This is a genomic window from Cytophagaceae bacterium ABcell3 (assembly GCA_030913385.1).
Lineage (GTDB): Bacteria > Bacteroidota > Bacteroidia > Cytophagales > Cytophagaceae > ABcell3.
Map to the genome: position 1 here is coordinate 1,415,809 of CP133159.1, position 15,301 is coordinate 1,431,109.

The window sequence follows — 15,301 nt, forward strand, 5'->3', positions numbered from 1 at the left end:
TAAAGTTGATATAGTCTCAGGAGAAAAAGAGTGAAAATAAAGCATATGATTCTTCCTAAATCCTTTATAAAGGTTCTGTTTTTAACAGTACTTGTTTTGTCTTTTAGATCGGTATCTGCTCAAACTATCCGGTCTACTATTACTGGTGAAGTAGATCCCGAAGGGAAATATTTATTTTATATTCATGATTTTTCTGCCCAATCCAACGGAATGGTAGATATAGACCTGTATGATGAAATATTAAGAAAAATCTGTAATAGCGGTTTTCATGTTATAAGTGAAAACAGAAAGTTTAAGTATGAGTCAGATAGGTATGCGAAGAATGTCGGTGAACAGATTAAGGTTTTATTGAAAGAGGGAGTGCCTGCTGAAAATATCACTGTTACCGGTGTAGGAAAAGGTGTTGAGGTTGCCATGGATGTTGCTCACCTTCTTCGAAAAGATGTTATAAACTATACCTTGGTTAGCTTTGGTGATAATTGGGCTAACATAATTAGTGAAGACACCAAGCGCTTGAGCGGAAATGTTTTATGGGTGAATGCTGCACCTAAATCTAATGCAATAGACTCTTTGGGTTTCTCCCATACGAACAAAAACCTCCAAGCTTTTGAAATCCTTTCTGTTCCAAGTGTACAAAAACTTAGTGAACTTTATAAAAACACCGAAAGCTGGATTGTTCCTGTTGTTAATTGGGCAAATGATCGAATGGTTTACTTAGGGTCGCTTTCTGATAAATTCTTTTCAATTAACCCATTTATTGATGAACAGGTAGAGAAAATTTTTTCAAGCCTATCCGATACCCAACGGGTAGGGCAGATGATCATTACTTCTGCCGGTGAGTTGGGAAAGCCTGACCATGTGGTAAAAGACTTGGTTGAGAAACAGCTTGTGGGCGGTGTTACTTTCATGAAGAACAGTAAGCTGAAACATGTACGCCTAGCTAAGGAATTAAACCAAATTACCGAGTCCTCTGGCGGTGTTCCTTTAATGCTATCAATGGATGCAGAACCTGAGCTTCTTAGTATGCGTGTTACAGGTATTGCAAAGCTTCCTTCGGCTTTTTCTTTTAGAACGGACTCTGTGTGCTTAAATGTCGTAGATTTAATTAACAGGGAGCTAAAAGAAATTGGGGTACATCAAAACTTTGCTCCGGTTGCAGATCTTTCTGCCAATAATAAAGTGATCAAAACGAGGAGTTTCTGTAGTGATGCCGATTTGGTGTGTAGCCTATCTGAAACCTTTATCGGTAGGACACAATCTGATGGCATATTGGCTACTGTAAAACATTTTCCTGGACATGGTTTAGTTGAAGGCGATACGCATGAGCAATCTGTTTTTATTGATGGTGACCTACAGGAGCTAGATGTTTTTCGTAACCTAATTCAAGGTGATGTACTTTCTGTTATGGTGGGACATTTGACTATAAGGAACAATGAGCAATACGATACTGAAGGACTTCCTGCTAGCTGTTCTCCTAAAATTGTCAATGGGCTCCTGAAGGATGAGCTAGGGTATAAAGGGCTAGTAGTAACAGATGCCCTCAATATTATGAAAGCTGTGAACACCATTGAAAATGCACCTTTATTGGCCTCTAAAGCCGGAAATGATCTCTTGCTTATGCCAATAAGTGAGGTGAAAACGATCAAAAGTATTTTGAACGAAATGGAGAAAGATATGGAGTACAAAGATCAAGTTTATGAATCAGTGAAAAAAGTACTTAGGATGAAGGTTGCCCTGGGGCTTATGTAGGACGCACTGAAAAACGCCCAAAATACTGATCTATTGATATTTGTATAAAAATTAGGAGGTATAGGTGCAAGGGTTTTCCGGTTATTTCTTATTTTTCCGTGCACATTAAAGTAACAAGCTTTTAACCCAATACTTTTTTGGGCTAGCCACAAGCGCACAATCTACTTTATGGCCTTACATTCGAAGTATTCCAATACGTCTTCATGCAAGGCCATGCGTATCTTGCACACTTGTGACTTTTTCAGCAGGCCCTATGTAGAGCGTGCTGTAAAAACGCCCAGAATACTGATTTTTTATGATAAAATGTAAGCCTATGCGTAGCCATAATAGCTGCGCATAGGCTTGTGACTTTTTTTAGGAGGACTTATGTAAGCCTATATTTTTACTGTTCAATAATATGAACTTTTGTTAAATCAATCGCTACCGTTACAGACGATTGTTCCGGGTGTGGCTGCTTGGATAAAACTTTGACTATTTGGCCGTCGATCAAAATTTCTATTTCCCAAAAACTTCCGGTATAATAACTCCCGACCACTGTGCCTAAAGGCATATCCTTCTTAGGTTCCTCGTCAATAGATAAATCAGACTTACTAAAGCAAACTTTCGCCATGTTAGAGGTTTGGGCATACCGCGGTTCAATAGCGGCTTCGGGGAATATTTTCTTGAAATCTGACATCTGAAGAATATTGGTTTTGCCAAATAAATACGCAATGTATTCATTGTTCGGCCGCTCATAGATTTGGCTAGGGGTGTCAAACTGTTGCACTTCACCTTCTTTCATGACAGCAATTTTATCTGATAGGGACAATGCATCTTGAATGTCGTGCGTGACAAAAATAATAGCAATACCTTCTTTTTTTGCTGTTCTGATAACTTCTTTTTTTATGTCGTCTTTCAGCATGATGTCCATGCTGCTGAAAGGCTCATCCAATAAGAGTAGGGGGGATTTTGCAGCTATGGCTTTAGCTAAAGCTGCTCTTTGTTGTTGTCCTCCAGAAAGCTCCATGGGAATTTTTCGCTCCAGTCCCTCGAGCTTTAAAAGTTGCACTAGACTAGAAAGGCGTTCAGATTGCTTTGTTTTGCTCAGCAGGCGTAAGTCATAGAGTATGTTTTCTTGAATGGTATGACGAGGGAAAAGGTTTAAGTCCTGCTCTACAATTTTCATTTGTGGGTGCCCCGGTACCAAATTTTCCGACGGCCCTGTTACTTTAGTATCCTGAAAAAATATTTCTCCTGAATCAGCATCTTCAAGTCCGTAGATAAGCTTTAAGAGCGTGGTTTTCCCAGAACCATTCTCTCCTACAATGGCGATGATCTCATTTGGGTCAACTTGCAAAGAAACTTGATTGACAGAGTTGACTTTTCTTCCGGGATATCTTTTAGATACGTTACTGACCTGCAGGAGTGGCATAATTCTTCAAATATACATATAAGATATTAAAAGAAGGTGGTAAGGATAAAGTTTAGGGTTTTGCCTCAGATTAACAAGTGGCTGTGAGCATAAAGGTTTTACCTAAAGGCCGCAAGAGCCACTTCAAAAATCACTATGTGTTATAGCCTTTTCGAAAGTGCTTAAAAGTTGCTTATTGTTGTTTTCTAAACTGATCGCCAATGGCAAAAAACAACTAGCTGCTTTCGGTTTTCCTGTCCACCTCCTCGATACACTCATCAACTGTTTTGACGGCTCTATGATAAAGTTCTTGGTTGCCTTTGGTAATGCTCTCCAAAAGTTGTTTGTTTTCTCTGAGAAAGGTTCTGGCAAAGTCTAGGTCGTTTTTTGTAATGTCCAAACTATTATCTATAGCATCTGCATATTTAATGGTCTGTGCCTCTGGGCTTGTTTTGCTTAACCTTTCTGCTTCTTGGAATTTTCTTTTTTTACGGTTGAGCTTTGGGTAATCTTCTTTTACAAAAATATCCGTAAGCTCTACTGTTAGAAAAAGGGTTTTTTCTGCATCCTCTTTGCTCATAACCAAGTGGAGATATTTGCTTAGCTCTTCTGCTGTTACAGGGGTATCCTCCAGAACATCGTGCAATAGTGCTGCTGCTAAAACTGGCAGTTCATCGGTGTATTCTCTGCAGATGTTCATAACCCGGACTGGATGGACTATATACCTTTCGCCGGTATATTTCCTTTTTTGGTCTCCGTGTGCTCTATCTGCATATGATCTTATTTTTTCTAGAATATCTTCCATAATCAATTAGCTCTTTAACTTAAAACTGTTTTTGTGTACTAAATGGTTTATTGCTTTCATCTCCTGTTCCTGATTTTTTTAACCTGGATTAAGCATTAGATCTCGTTATGAGGGGCAAAAGATCAAAAAATAAGCGTATTTGGTTTGCAAAGCATAGATCCGAATAAAGCGTCTGATTTGAATTTATTTTGCCACGAAATAGAAAGTCTTAATACATATTTCAGGTTTAACCCTAATTCATTGCTAACTTTAGCTAAATTCTTTAGGGAGAATTTCTTTATTCAATAAGTAAAACAAAACCTCAGATTATATTGACAGCCATAAAAAAATTAAACCAGCAAGAATACAAGGATTTACTATCTCAGCCAGTACACCTGACAGATGACTATAAGCCATCCATGCAGGAAGACGATGTGGCGGTGTATGTAGAAGATGCGTTAAAGGCGGAAGGGATTAGCCAACCCAAAGAAGCCTTAAAAGCAGGTGCCGTGTACCGTAGCCATGACAATTCTTTAGAACAAGTAATGTATAATTATGGTGTCAGGGATACCTTTCTTGTAGTGATTTGTGATTTGGCTAAAGGTAGTATATTAGGGTATTTTGTGCTGGATTTCAATGAAGCATTGTAAGTATAACCTGAAGTAACGCCCAAGGTTACTTACAAGCTAGCGCAAGTAAATAACCTTGGTATTTTTTATCATGAAGCTTTTGAAACAGCTTTGCCTGTTATTGAAGGGTAGCTAACATGAATTTCGTTTGACTTAGACTGTGCGGCAGCTTTCTTCTTGAAAGTAGATTTTAATGCAAGTGTCAGGACGAAAGAAGGTACGGCTAGTGCTGTAAAAATGGCTACCCTGTTTTTCCAGCCTGGAATAATAGTGCCTTTGCCTTTATACATCCTTTTTATGGCTCTTTGGGCAACTGCTTCTGGTGACATAACAAATAGCTTTGCTTTCCACCCTAACTCTTCGTTTTTCTTAACCATAGCGGCATTTGAATTGGTTGGGCCTGGGCAAAGGCAGCTTACACTTATGTTATAAGGCTCTAATTCTGTTCTCAATGATTTTGAGAATGAGTATACAAAGCTTTTAGAAGCTGAGTAAACGCATTTAAAAGGTACAGGCATTAATGATGCAGTACTGCCTACATTTAAAATATAGGCCTTGTCATTCTTCTTTAGTTCCGGGATAAATAGCCTTGTTAGGGTGACCAGTGAGTGCACATTTAGCTGCATCATATTTTGAATGTCGTCAACAGTTGATTGCTCAAATGAACAGTTGTTTCCAAAACCAGCATTGTTCACTAAGGTGTCTATGCTATAATTGTTTTTTAGGCACCACTCATAAAGACATTTTGGGGCGTTTGTGTCGGTCAGGTCGGCTTCGAAGTAATCAACTTTTACTCCGTATTTTTTTCTTAGTTGTCCGGCTACTTCTGGTAATCCAGTGTCTGGTAAGGCAGACAATAACAGATTTTGGTTTCTTTCTGCAAGTTCGTTGGCCATAGCTTTACCTATTCCAGAGCTTGCTCCTGTAATCAATGTATATGGTTTTTTCTTATTATCGTCCAGTCCTTCAACAGTTTTTCTGACGCCCTCTTTTAATGAGGTAATGGTGTACCCTAGGTGTCTTTCTGCTTTGTTGCTCGACACACTCCAATGGTACAGGTATTTTTTTACCCATTTTGGTGTGATGAGGGGCTTTGTTTTGGTTATTTTTGCCCAGACTACCATTAGGCCAGATATACCCATCATTACTGAGACGGGTACTTTAAATAGTTTCTTGTTAACGCCTGTTACCTCTCTGATGGTATCAAAAAGCTGTTTGTATGATGCGTTTTCTCCTCCTAATAAATAACGTTCTCCGTTTTTCCCCTTTTTTAAGGCAAGTATGTGACCCATAACCACGTCGCCTACATAAACATAGTTCCCTACTTTTTTGCCATCACCTGGAAGTATTCTCCATTTGCCGTTTCTATATAAATTTATAAGTTTGGTAACAGCATTGCTTTCACTAAGTTCTCCAGGCCCATATACCCTAGGAGGGTTTACGGTCACTACATGGATTTTGTCTTTATAAGAATTGACCAGGGTTTCAGCTTCTGCTTTCGTGGACTCGTATTCATTAAAATATGGCGCAATTCGCTTGCTGTCTTCACTAACCGGCTCACTTGCAGAAGGAGATGGCCCCATAACCCCTGCCGTAGAGGTAAACACAAACTTTTTAACTTGGGCGTCTATGGCCGCTTCTATTATATTCTTGGTTCCGACAATGTTTATTTTTTGGTAGGAGCCAGGCTCTGGACATACACTGGCACATGCCGCTAAATGAAAAACAGCATCACACCCTTCCATAGCTAACTTTATCACATCTTTGGTGAAAAGATCTCCTTTGAAAAGGCAAATGTTAGGATGGTGCAGTTTCTGTGCTTTTTTCTGAGAACGTATTAAAGCATGGACTGTGTGACCTTCATTTGCTAGTTTTTGAGCAAGGATTTCTCCAATATACCCTGTAGCACCTGTTATGAAAATTTTCATGGTATTGATAAGGTTGTAAAAAATGATTTTGACTGTGACCAGACTATTTAATAACTTTTTTTAAGCGATAGTGTTTAAAGGTGTTTTTTTAGATTGCCTTCTGTGGGGCGTTGTACGACGAGTGTCTTAAATATTGGCATATGTGCAAAGTAATAGGTAATTATCGTATTTTGAATTTACTGTGACGTAAAGGAAACCTTACTTGATGTTTCCAGTTTTATATCTTGTATATTTTTTTGGTTTGTATTTTTGCGTAGCAATGAGATGGTTATAAAAAAATACTTAGAATTTTACATAAATTGTATTAATTTAGTTTTCAATAAATTAAATGAGTTTATGTGTTTTCTATATCACATAAAAAACTATTGAGCGCTGCTAAAAGCAGCTTGTTTCTAATTTCAGGAATTATGTGCTTTATGTCAAGTGTTCAGCAGTTTTAATCATTTTTAATTATTTTATACAATGTTTAAAAGGTTATTATTTGCTATCGGTTCATGTATTGTATTCTCAAGCTGTATTTATGAAGCAGAGGGAGAAGGTGAAGATGAAATGAACCGTACTATTACAGAGCATTATTCCAATGGACAGAAGAAGTACTCTGTTTCCCTTAAGGATGGGATGAAGAATGGTGAAGAAGTGTCATGGTTTGAAACTGGTGGGGTTAAGGAAAAATTGAGTTTTGTCAATGATACCTTAAATGGTACCTGTACTTGGTGGTGGAAAAATGGTTTTGTTAAACAAGAAAGTATGTGGCGAAATGGGCAGGAGCATGGGAAAGTAAAGTGCTGGTATGAAAACGGAAGTCCAGAACAAGAATATACTGTAATTGATGGAGTTATGAGTGATACAGCACGCTTTTACCATGATAATGGCAACTTGGCTAGTATCGGGGTTTGGGAAAATGGAAAAAAAGAAGGCGAATGGGCATATTTTGATTCCAGCGGTGTCCATTATAAGACCTTGATCATAGCACAGGATTCTGTCGTTAAAGAAATTTTGCATTAAATTTGGAATGTGTGTATAAGATTACGTAGCAAAATAGCTTCTAATCGGTTTCGTCCCTCGTATTTTTTTTAACCATTGCGCCGCTATGCTTTGCGACACCAAAGTGTTTATTTGTTGTTACTTCCGAATATTTACTGCATTATTAATTCCATACAAGTGAAATAAAACCGTCTCCCAGTCATAGTTTCAAAGCTGGGAAACGGTTCGTTTCTATTCCTTTATGATTTTGAATACTTTTTGGTGTTTATTTCCCTCCTTTAAAATGAGCGAATACATTCCTGTATTTAGTTCGCTTAGATTCAATTGTTTGTTATAGGAGCCTGCAGGTACTTTTATTTTTTCTGAATGTGCAATTGATCCAGTAGCGGAGACCAGTGATAATTCCACCTCCCCTTGCTTAGGGTTGTTAAATGATAGGTTCAGGTATTGGTCTACTGGGTTAGGATAGATTTCAGCTTGTACTGTTTTCTTTGGATGCCCAGTTGAAGTAACACCACCTTCTCTACTTATATTGATCAGGTCGGGGTCTTGGCCTGTGGTATAGGTATAGCTTTTCGCACCTGAAACCGTTATATCTTCGATCTCTGCATCTGCTGATACCAGGAGTGAAAGATCCTGCCACCTAAAATCATCTGGTATGCTGCTCATGTCTATATGTATGATCAGTTGATTTTCAGAAGCGGTAGCTGACATGTTGGCATTCTCCCGAATATACAGATATTCATATACTTCTTGTAAAGATCCGGCCCAAATATTGTCTGCCCCTGACTTACCATAGTTTTGCTCTATGTGTTGCATATAATGTTCGAAAGTAGTGAATAGTAAACTGCTGCCGGTTTGCTCATGCCCAACTTTATGTGTGAAATCATTGTACCAGTGAGGGGCTTCTGAACTGATTTGTGCAATATGATCGATGTTGTCAGATACGTTATTCGTATTGTGCTGGTCATCTTCAATTAAAACCCTGTTTAGTTTCAAAGGAGAAAGTGAAGTTTCTAGTGGAGATGAAACCTCTATACCCATATCCCCATCTAGCCCTGACTGGTTGTAAATGCCATAAAATCCTGCATTTTCAGCATAGGGAATATATTCAGTATCTCCTGTAGGTACTACGAAATGGGTCATGTTGACGCCCATTTTGTCCAAAACAATCTGTCTGTTTTCTGTTACTTCACGAGGATAGTCAGTGCCAGGGCCTGCTGAATGCGTGAGGCTGTGGTCTAGTATATCCCATCCGGCATCATATAGTTCTTGCATTTGGTCCCAGGTAATATAATTTGGAGTGCCTGACCTTACATCCTTATTGTCCTGATTCTGCGAATTCCAAGCTATACCAAGCCTGAAGGCTATATCATTTCCACATCCGTCTGTATAAAAAAGGCCAGGGTAGTTTGTGCCTGTTTCTTCTAGTGTTCCACCATTCAGTAGTGGATATGCATGGGTGTAGGCGTCGTCAAAGCCATCGTCAAGTGTGAGGCTGTATGCAAAGGCTTTATTATACTTTAAAGGGGCTTTGTTTGTCGTATACTCGGAAATAGGATTAGAATAGGTGATTACAACTTCTATATTTTCCTGGTTCTGTAGCTGCTTTTGCTTAGGCTCTTTGATTTTTTCTATCGCAACTTTGCTTGCGTTTTTTCCCTTAAGGTTTAATGTTCCACTAAAGGCGTAAATGACAGGTACTATAGATAATATTCCAGCAAATTTCAGGAAGTAGTTTGTTTTCATATTCAGTCACTCCTGTTTTTAGGTTCAAAACAACCTTTTTAACTGAGGACTTTCCTGTTTTGTTATTTTTTGGGGAATTAAGTTGGGGTGTTTTCTAATTATCCTCTTCCAGCATTTTTTCAATAGCAAAAAGCTCGTCTCTTAAACGGGCTGCCTCCATAAAATCTAGTTCTTTGGCAGCTTTTTCCATTTGTTTTTTTGTTTTTGCAGAAAGTTTTTTCAATTCATCTTTGCTCATATAGGCAATGATCGGATCGGCTGCAAGTGTTTTTTCTTCAGGTTCGGTATAGTATTTTTTAGGAGTCTTGGAAGAGTCAGCCACTTTGGTTTGCCCCATAATGGCTTCTTTGGATTTTATGACTGTAACAGGGGTTATGCCATGCTCCTGGTTGTACTGTTCTTGGAGTGCTCTTCTTCTTCTGGTTTCGTCTATGGCATTTTGCATAGAATCTGTCACCTTGTCGGCATACATAATGACCATACCATTAGAGTTTCTTGCCGCTCTTCCTATGGTTTGTATGAGTGAGCGAACATTCCGCAAGAAGCCTTCTTTGTCGGCATCCATAATCGCAACAAGAGAAACTTCAGGTAAGTCTAACCCTTCCCTTAGAAGGTTTACGCCTACTAATACATCAAATATTCCTAGCCTCAGCTCTCTTAATATTTCTACCCTGTCTAAAGTCTTTACCTCTGAATGGATATAGCGTGTTTTGATATTGAGCCTTTCTAAATATTTGGTTAACTCTTCAGCCATTCTTTTGGTAAGGGTTGTGATAAGCACCCGCTCTTCTGATTCAATCCTTTTTTGGATTTCATCAATCAAGTCGTCTATCTGGTTGGTGCTTGGACGAACATCGATGATGGGGTCAAGGAGACCGGTTGGTCTAATAATCTGTTCTACCACTATTCCCTCAGAACGTGTCAGTTCATAATCTCCGGGTGTTGCACTGACATAGATGACTTGAGGTACCATGTCTTCAAACTCGTTAAAGGTCAGAGGCCTATTGTCCAATGCCGACGGAAGCCTAAAGCCATAATCTACAAGTGCCGATTTTCTTGACCGGTCACCGCCCCACATGGCACGAACCTGAGGCAATGTCACATGGCTCTCATCTACCACCATTAAATAGTCATCAGGAAAATAGTCTAAGAGGCAGAAAGGCCTTGTCCCTGGTTGTCTTCTGTCAAAATACCTTGAGTAGTTTTCTATACCAGAACAATAGCCCAGTTCCCGCATCATTTCTATGTCAAACTCCGTCCTTTCTTGTATTCTTTTGGCTTCTAAAAATCTTTGCTCTTCTTCAAACAAGTTGACCTGGGCCAACATATCGTCTTGTATTTCTTTAATAGCTAGGTTCAAAAGCTCTTTTCCTGTAACAAAAAGGTTGGCAGGATAGATGACTATGAACTTTTCATCTGAAATTTTTTTGCCAGTATCCGGCTCTATTCTCTGTAGCCTTTCAATTTCGTCTCCCCAGAAATATATTCTGTAAGCATAATCTGCATAAGCCGGAAAAATATCGACCGTGTCGCCTGTGACCCTAAAAGTTCCTCTTTTAAATTCTGCTGTCGTCCTGTTATATAGGATGCTTACTAGGTCATAAAGGAATTTGTTCCTGCTAATTATGTCGCCTTCCGTAACTTTTACTATGCTTTTTTTGAACTCATCGGGGTTTCCTATACCATAAATGCACGAAACAGACGCAACAATAACCACGTCTCGCCTTCCGCTCATTAATGCAGATGTTGCCCGGAGGCGCAATTTTTCTATCTCTTCGTTAATAGAAAGGTCTTTTTCTATATATACATTATTGGCTGCCAAATATGCTTCTGGCTGATAATAATCGTAGTAAGATATAAAATACTCAACAAGATTGTCAGGAAAGAACTGCCTGAACTCACCATAAAGCTGTGCTGCCAGTGTTTTGTTATGGCTTAATACCAAAGTAGGTTTGTTTACTTGGGCTATAACATTGGCCGCTGTAAAGGTTTTTCCTGAGCCTGTTACTCCAAGCAATGTTTGGGCAGGTTCGCCTTTATTTATACCATTGACAAGCTCTGCAATAGCTTTAGGCTGATCGCCTGTAGGTTTGTAGTCAGATGACAGCTTAAATTCCATAGAATTTATATAAAAACAGGAGACGACTTAAAAGAGTAAGAAAAACGTATTAGGAATTCCAAATTTCCCAGGCTTTTTCAGCCTGTAAAATTAACATCTCTAGTCCGTTTTTAGTTTTCGCCCCCGCTTGATTGCCTTTTTTCAAAAATAGAGTTTCTTCAGGATTATATACTAAGTCGTAGAGGTAATGTTCATTGGAAATGTACTCGTAAGGCAGATCAGGGCATTGATCAACAGACGGGTACATCCCTACAGGGGTTGTGTTGATAATGAGCTTATAGTTTTCCATAGTCCCTTGGTCTAAGTTTTTGTAAGTAAGACCATTTGAAGGGTTTCTGGAGGCCACTTTGTAAGCAATGCCGAGTTCTTCTAGTGCTGCAAAAACAGCCTTGGCGGCTCCGCCCGTCCCTAATACCAGTGCTTTTATGCCTGAGTAGTTTGAGGGGAGCATTTTTTGTAAGGATAACTTGAAGCCGTAATAGTCCGAATTGAAGCCTTTTAAATTTCCATTAGGCAATTTTTTAATAACATTTACAGCGCCAATACTAGCTACAGGAGCATCAAGTTCATCTAAAAAAGGAATTACAGCCTGTTTATGAGGAATGGTGACATTTAAACCGCATAAGTCAGGGTTTTTTAGAATAACCCTTGGGAATTGTTCAATGTCTTTTATTTCAAAAAGTTCATACTGGGCATCAGAGATCTGCTCACGTTCAAATTTTTCAGAAAAATATTTCTTAGAAAATGAATGGGTAAGTGGATAACCGATCAGTCCGAACAATCTCATACGTTAGCTTCTTTTTTCATTGATAATGCGCCAAGTGTGTAAACAGCTACAAAACCGATAATAGCCAAGGCTATAGCGCCAATTAAAAAATGTTCTTGGCCTGTTAGTTCTGCATAGGTAAAGGGCGATACATTCTCCTGTATCATAGGTTTTTCTTCACCTTTCCGGTCTGTGTACCAGGCTAAGGTATTTTTCCAAGGCCAAACCTTATTTAAAGAGCCGATCATAAACCCGGTAAGCAAGGCTACTGTAATGTTATGATAGTTGCTCAATAGATATTTTAGGAATTTAGAAAAAGACAATAATCCAGTAACTGCACCTGCCATAAACACCAGTATAACAGGGATATTTACTGAACTGATGGCATCAAGTATAAATTCATACTTGGCCAATATCAGCAAGATAAAACTGCCCGATATGCCTGGTAAAATCATTGCACAAATGGCTATAGAGCCTGCAAGGAAAATAAACCAATACGCTTCAGGAGTTTGTCCTGGTGTGGCTGTGGTGATATAAGTGGCAATGACTATCCCTGCTACCCCGGAAATAACCACAGGCACTGTCCATTTGGTTATCTGTGGAAAAATCAGGAAAACAGAACCTATTATAAGTCCAAAGAAAAATGACCAAAGTAAAATCGGGTGATTTTGCAATAGATACAAGAATACTCTGGAAAGCGTCAGTATACTAAAGCCTATTCCTGCAAATAAGGTCAGTAGAAAGGTGCCATTGACATGTTCCCATAGCTCTTTAAACTTAAAACTTGTTAGTAGTTTTAGAGCTTCTATATTTACAGAACTAATAGATTCTATTAGTTTTTCGTAAATGCCAGAAATAAAGGCAATTGTACCGCCAGAAACCCCCGGTACAACATCTGCAGCACCCATGGCTGCCCCTTTAAAAAATAAGGAAATGTAATTCTCCTGCTTCAATGGTTTAAAATTACTTGTTTAAAAAATAGTCAAAGGTATCGCTTCTAAGTCCTAACCTCAGGGTTTCTAAAGGTATTACTTCATTAGGGGAGATGTTGCCAAGGTTTACGTTGGTGCCTAAAAGTTTGATAAACCAAACTTGTTGATCTCTCTGAGGGGCTTCCCAAATTATTTTTTCAAATGGTATTTGGGTCAAAATCTCTTCCACAAGGCCAGATCTCACCTCTCCACTAGAACGGAAAAGCCCCACATTTCCGCCTTCTCTTGCTTCGCCGATTACCTTCCAAGCTCCTGCATCCAGTTCAGCTTGCATAAGCTTGATCCATTTATAAGGAGGGATTATTTTTTCGACATCTTTACTGCCTACCTCTGACAGTACAGTAACATTCTCTGCTAGTTTGCTGATGTATTCACATTTTTGCTCATGTGCCAACTCAATAGAGCCGTCTGAAACCTCAGCAAAAGTAATGTCATATTTATCCAAAATCCGCAGGTAGTCCTCAAACTGATTTCTGATGATAAAAGCTTCGAACAGGGTTCCTCCAAAATAGGTAGGTATGCCTGCGGAGCGGTAAACATCCAGTTTTTCCTTGAGGTTTGGGGTAACATAAGAAGTAGCCCATCCTAATTTGACCATGTCTATATAATCACCGGCCACTTCTAAAAGATCTTCAACCTCTCTGATACTTAATCCTTTGTCCATGACCATGGTACTGCCATAGCTTCTCGGTTTAAGGGTTCTTTCGGGTATTTGATTTAGCGAAAAATTATTATACATTTTACTTGCGGTACTGTTCTATTATTTTATGTAAAGCCTTCTGAGTTTCAAGCTCAGGGAAAAAGTCATACAACAAAGTATGCTTTTCAAAGTCCAAAATTAATGCATTTTCCAAATAAATAAAGGCTTCTTTATAATTACCTGCAATAATAAGATAAGCAACGGCCCTATAATAAAGCTCTGCACAGTCTGGATTCTCGCTAATTCCCTCAGCTATAAGGTTTACCGCTTTGTCTGTATCTCCTTGTTCACTAAACACTAAAGACCAATTTAGCCAAGCATCAACATTTTGTGGATCCAGGTTTATGACTTGTTCATAAGCTTCAATACATGAAACAATGTTTCCAGTGTGAAATTCAGCTTCTGCTGCACCCATCCAGTAATCTGAATTTTGGTCATCAAGTTTTAACGCTTTTGAAAAATAATGGATTGCCTCGAAATATTTTTCTGAGTCTAGCAATGCCTTGCCTATTGAGTACCAAGCGTCATCACAACTAGGGTCTAGCTTAGTGGCTTTTCTGTAATTGTCTATTGCAGCGGCAAAATCCTTCTTCTTGTTATAACAAGAGGCTATGCTGCAATAAATTTCGGTGCTAGGGTCTTCAAACTCTAAGACAGAAATGTAGCATTCTATGGCTTTGTCATAGGCTTCAAGGCTGACATAACAGTTTCCTAAGTTGCACCATGCAGAAGAAAACTCTTCATTAATGGCCAAGGCATATTCATAAGCTGATACGGCTTTGTCATACTCGTTAAGCTTATAGTAGACAATGCCCATATTGTACCATGCATAATATGAATATGGGTCAGCGTCCAGAAACTTCTGGTAATAGCTTAAACTTTCTTTTAGTTCTCCAGAAAGATCTAGGCAATAGGCCAGCTCATAGAGAGCGTCTTCGTAATCTTTATTTATTTTCAATGCTTCTTGGTAGTGCTGTATGGCTTTTTTATACTCTGAAGCATCTTGGTAAGCCATGCCTATGGCATAATGTATCTGATCTTTTTCTTCAAAAAGGTTAAAAGCATTTTCTAATATGCAGATGGCGCTTTTTAGGTCGTTCATCTGGGAATAGATGTTGGCTTTTAGTACTGTTAGTTCAAGATCATACGGCTGATACAAAGAGGCTTGATTGACCATTTCTAATGCATCGGCATAAGCTTGACTTCTCAGGAGAAGGTTGGCTTTTTCCATCATCAACTCAACTGAATATGGATAAAGATTAAGTGCACAGTCGCAGGCCCTAAGGGCTTTTTTGAACTTGCCTTTTTCTATATAGTGAGTTATGATAGACTCAAAGGTGTTTAAGTCGAAGAAGCAGCTACCTCCATTTTTAAGCATTTGCTCAAATTTTCTGAGAGATTCTCTTTCTTCGGCGCTTTTGTTTGAACCTTTATTCATATTAAAATGATCTTTTAACTATGATACGAAATAAAGTTAAGAAATGATAATGTAAATGTCAGGTTGGTTAAGC

At 38.8% G+C, this 15,301-nt stretch carries 12 protein-coding genes; 3 read left to right on the plus strand and 9 right to left on the minus strand.

Translation table 11 applies throughout. The features are described from left to right. Positions 1 to 30: 30 nt before the first annotated feature. Positions 31 to 1,749, plus strand: coding sequence for a glycoside hydrolase family 3 N-terminal domain-containing protein (locus RCC89_05915; protein WMJ72700.1), 1,719 nt, complete (start codon positions 31 to 33; stop codon positions 1,747 to 1,749). 382 nt (positions 1,750 to 2,131) lie between these two features. Here RCC89_05915 and RCC89_05920 read toward each other — a convergent pair whose 3' ends face one another. Together RCC89_05920 and RCC89_05925 are read right to left on the minus strand one after the other, a co-directional pair. After that, positions 2,132 to 3,160, minus strand: coding sequence for an ABC transporter ATP-binding protein (locus tag RCC89_05920; protein WMJ72701.1), 1,029 nt, complete (start codon positions 3,158 to 3,160; stop codon positions 2,132 to 2,134). A gap of 214 nt (positions 3,161 to 3,374) precedes the next feature. Then, on the minus strand, positions 3,375 to 3,944 hold the full coding sequence (locus tag RCC89_05925) for an HD domain-containing protein (GenBank protein ID WMJ72702.1): 570 nt from the start codon (positions 3,942 to 3,944) through the stop codon (positions 3,375 to 3,377). A gap of 311 nt (positions 3,945 to 4,255) precedes the next feature. Between RCC89_05925 and RCC89_05930 the strand changes: the two genes are divergently transcribed. Then, positions 4,256 to 4,573: a hypothetical protein gene (locus tag RCC89_05930; protein WMJ72703.1), complete on the plus strand. Its 318-nt coding sequence runs from the start codon at positions 4,256 to 4,258 to the stop codon at positions 4,571 to 4,573. Between the two features lie 68 nt (positions 4,574 to 4,641). Here the strand turns inward: RCC89_05930 and RCC89_05935 are convergent, their stop codons facing one another. Continuing rightward, complete coding sequence (locus tag RCC89_05935) at positions 4,642 to 6,480, minus strand: SDR family NAD(P)-dependent oxidoreductase (GenBank protein WMJ72704.1); 1,839 nt, start codon at positions 6,478 to 6,480, stop codon at positions 4,642 to 4,644. 462 nt (positions 6,481 to 6,942) lie between these two features. Between RCC89_05935 and RCC89_05940 the strand changes: the two genes are divergently transcribed. After that, positions 6,943 to 7,485, plus strand: a complete 543-nt coding sequence (locus RCC89_05940; GenBank protein WMJ72705.1) for a hypothetical protein — start codon at positions 6,943 to 6,945, stop codon at positions 7,483 to 7,485. Between the two features lie 210 nt (positions 7,486 to 7,695). On the opposite strand, the gene RCC89_05945 is transcribed toward RCC89_05940, so the two are convergent. From RCC89_05945 to RCC89_05970, 6 genes are all read right to left on the minus strand, one after another. After that, positions 7,696 to 9,213, minus strand: a complete 1,518-nt coding sequence (locus tag RCC89_05945) for a T9SS type A sorting domain-containing protein (protein WMJ72706.1) — start codon at positions 9,211 to 9,213, stop codon at positions 7,696 to 7,698. A 94-nt stretch (positions 9,214 to 9,307) separates the two neighbouring features. Then, positions 9,308 to 11,332, minus strand: coding sequence for an excinuclease ABC subunit UvrB (uvrB, locus tag RCC89_05950; GenBank protein WMJ72707.1), 2,025 nt, complete (start codon positions 11,330 to 11,332; stop codon positions 9,308 to 9,310). A 49-nt stretch (positions 11,333 to 11,381) separates the two neighbouring features. Then, positions 11,382 to 12,119 (minus strand): shikimate dehydrogenase, encoded by a 738-nt coding sequence (locus RCC89_05955; GenBank protein ID WMJ72708.1) that lies wholly within the window; start codon positions 12,117 to 12,119, stop codon positions 11,382 to 11,384. Further along, the gene (locus RCC89_05960; protein ID WMJ72709.1) at positions 12,116 to 13,051 is read right to left on the minus strand and encodes a DUF368 domain-containing protein; all 936 of its coding nucleotides are present in this window, start codon (positions 13,049 to 13,051) and stop codon (positions 12,116 to 12,118) included. Before RCC89_05960 ends, RCC89_05955 begins: the two co-directional genes overlap by 4 nt. A 10-nt stretch (positions 13,052 to 13,061) precedes the next feature. Next, entirely contained in the window at positions 13,062 to 13,829 is a 768-nt protein-coding gene (locus RCC89_05965; GenBank protein ID WMJ72710.1) for a phosphosulfolactate synthase, read from the minus strand. A 1-nt stretch (position 13,830) separates the two neighbouring features. Further along, positions 13,831 to 15,228 (minus strand): tetratricopeptide repeat protein, encoded by a 1,398-nt coding sequence (locus tag RCC89_05970; GenBank protein WMJ72711.1) that lies wholly within the window; start codon positions 15,226 to 15,228, stop codon positions 13,831 to 13,833. Positions 15,229 to 15,301: the final 73 nt, after the last annotated feature.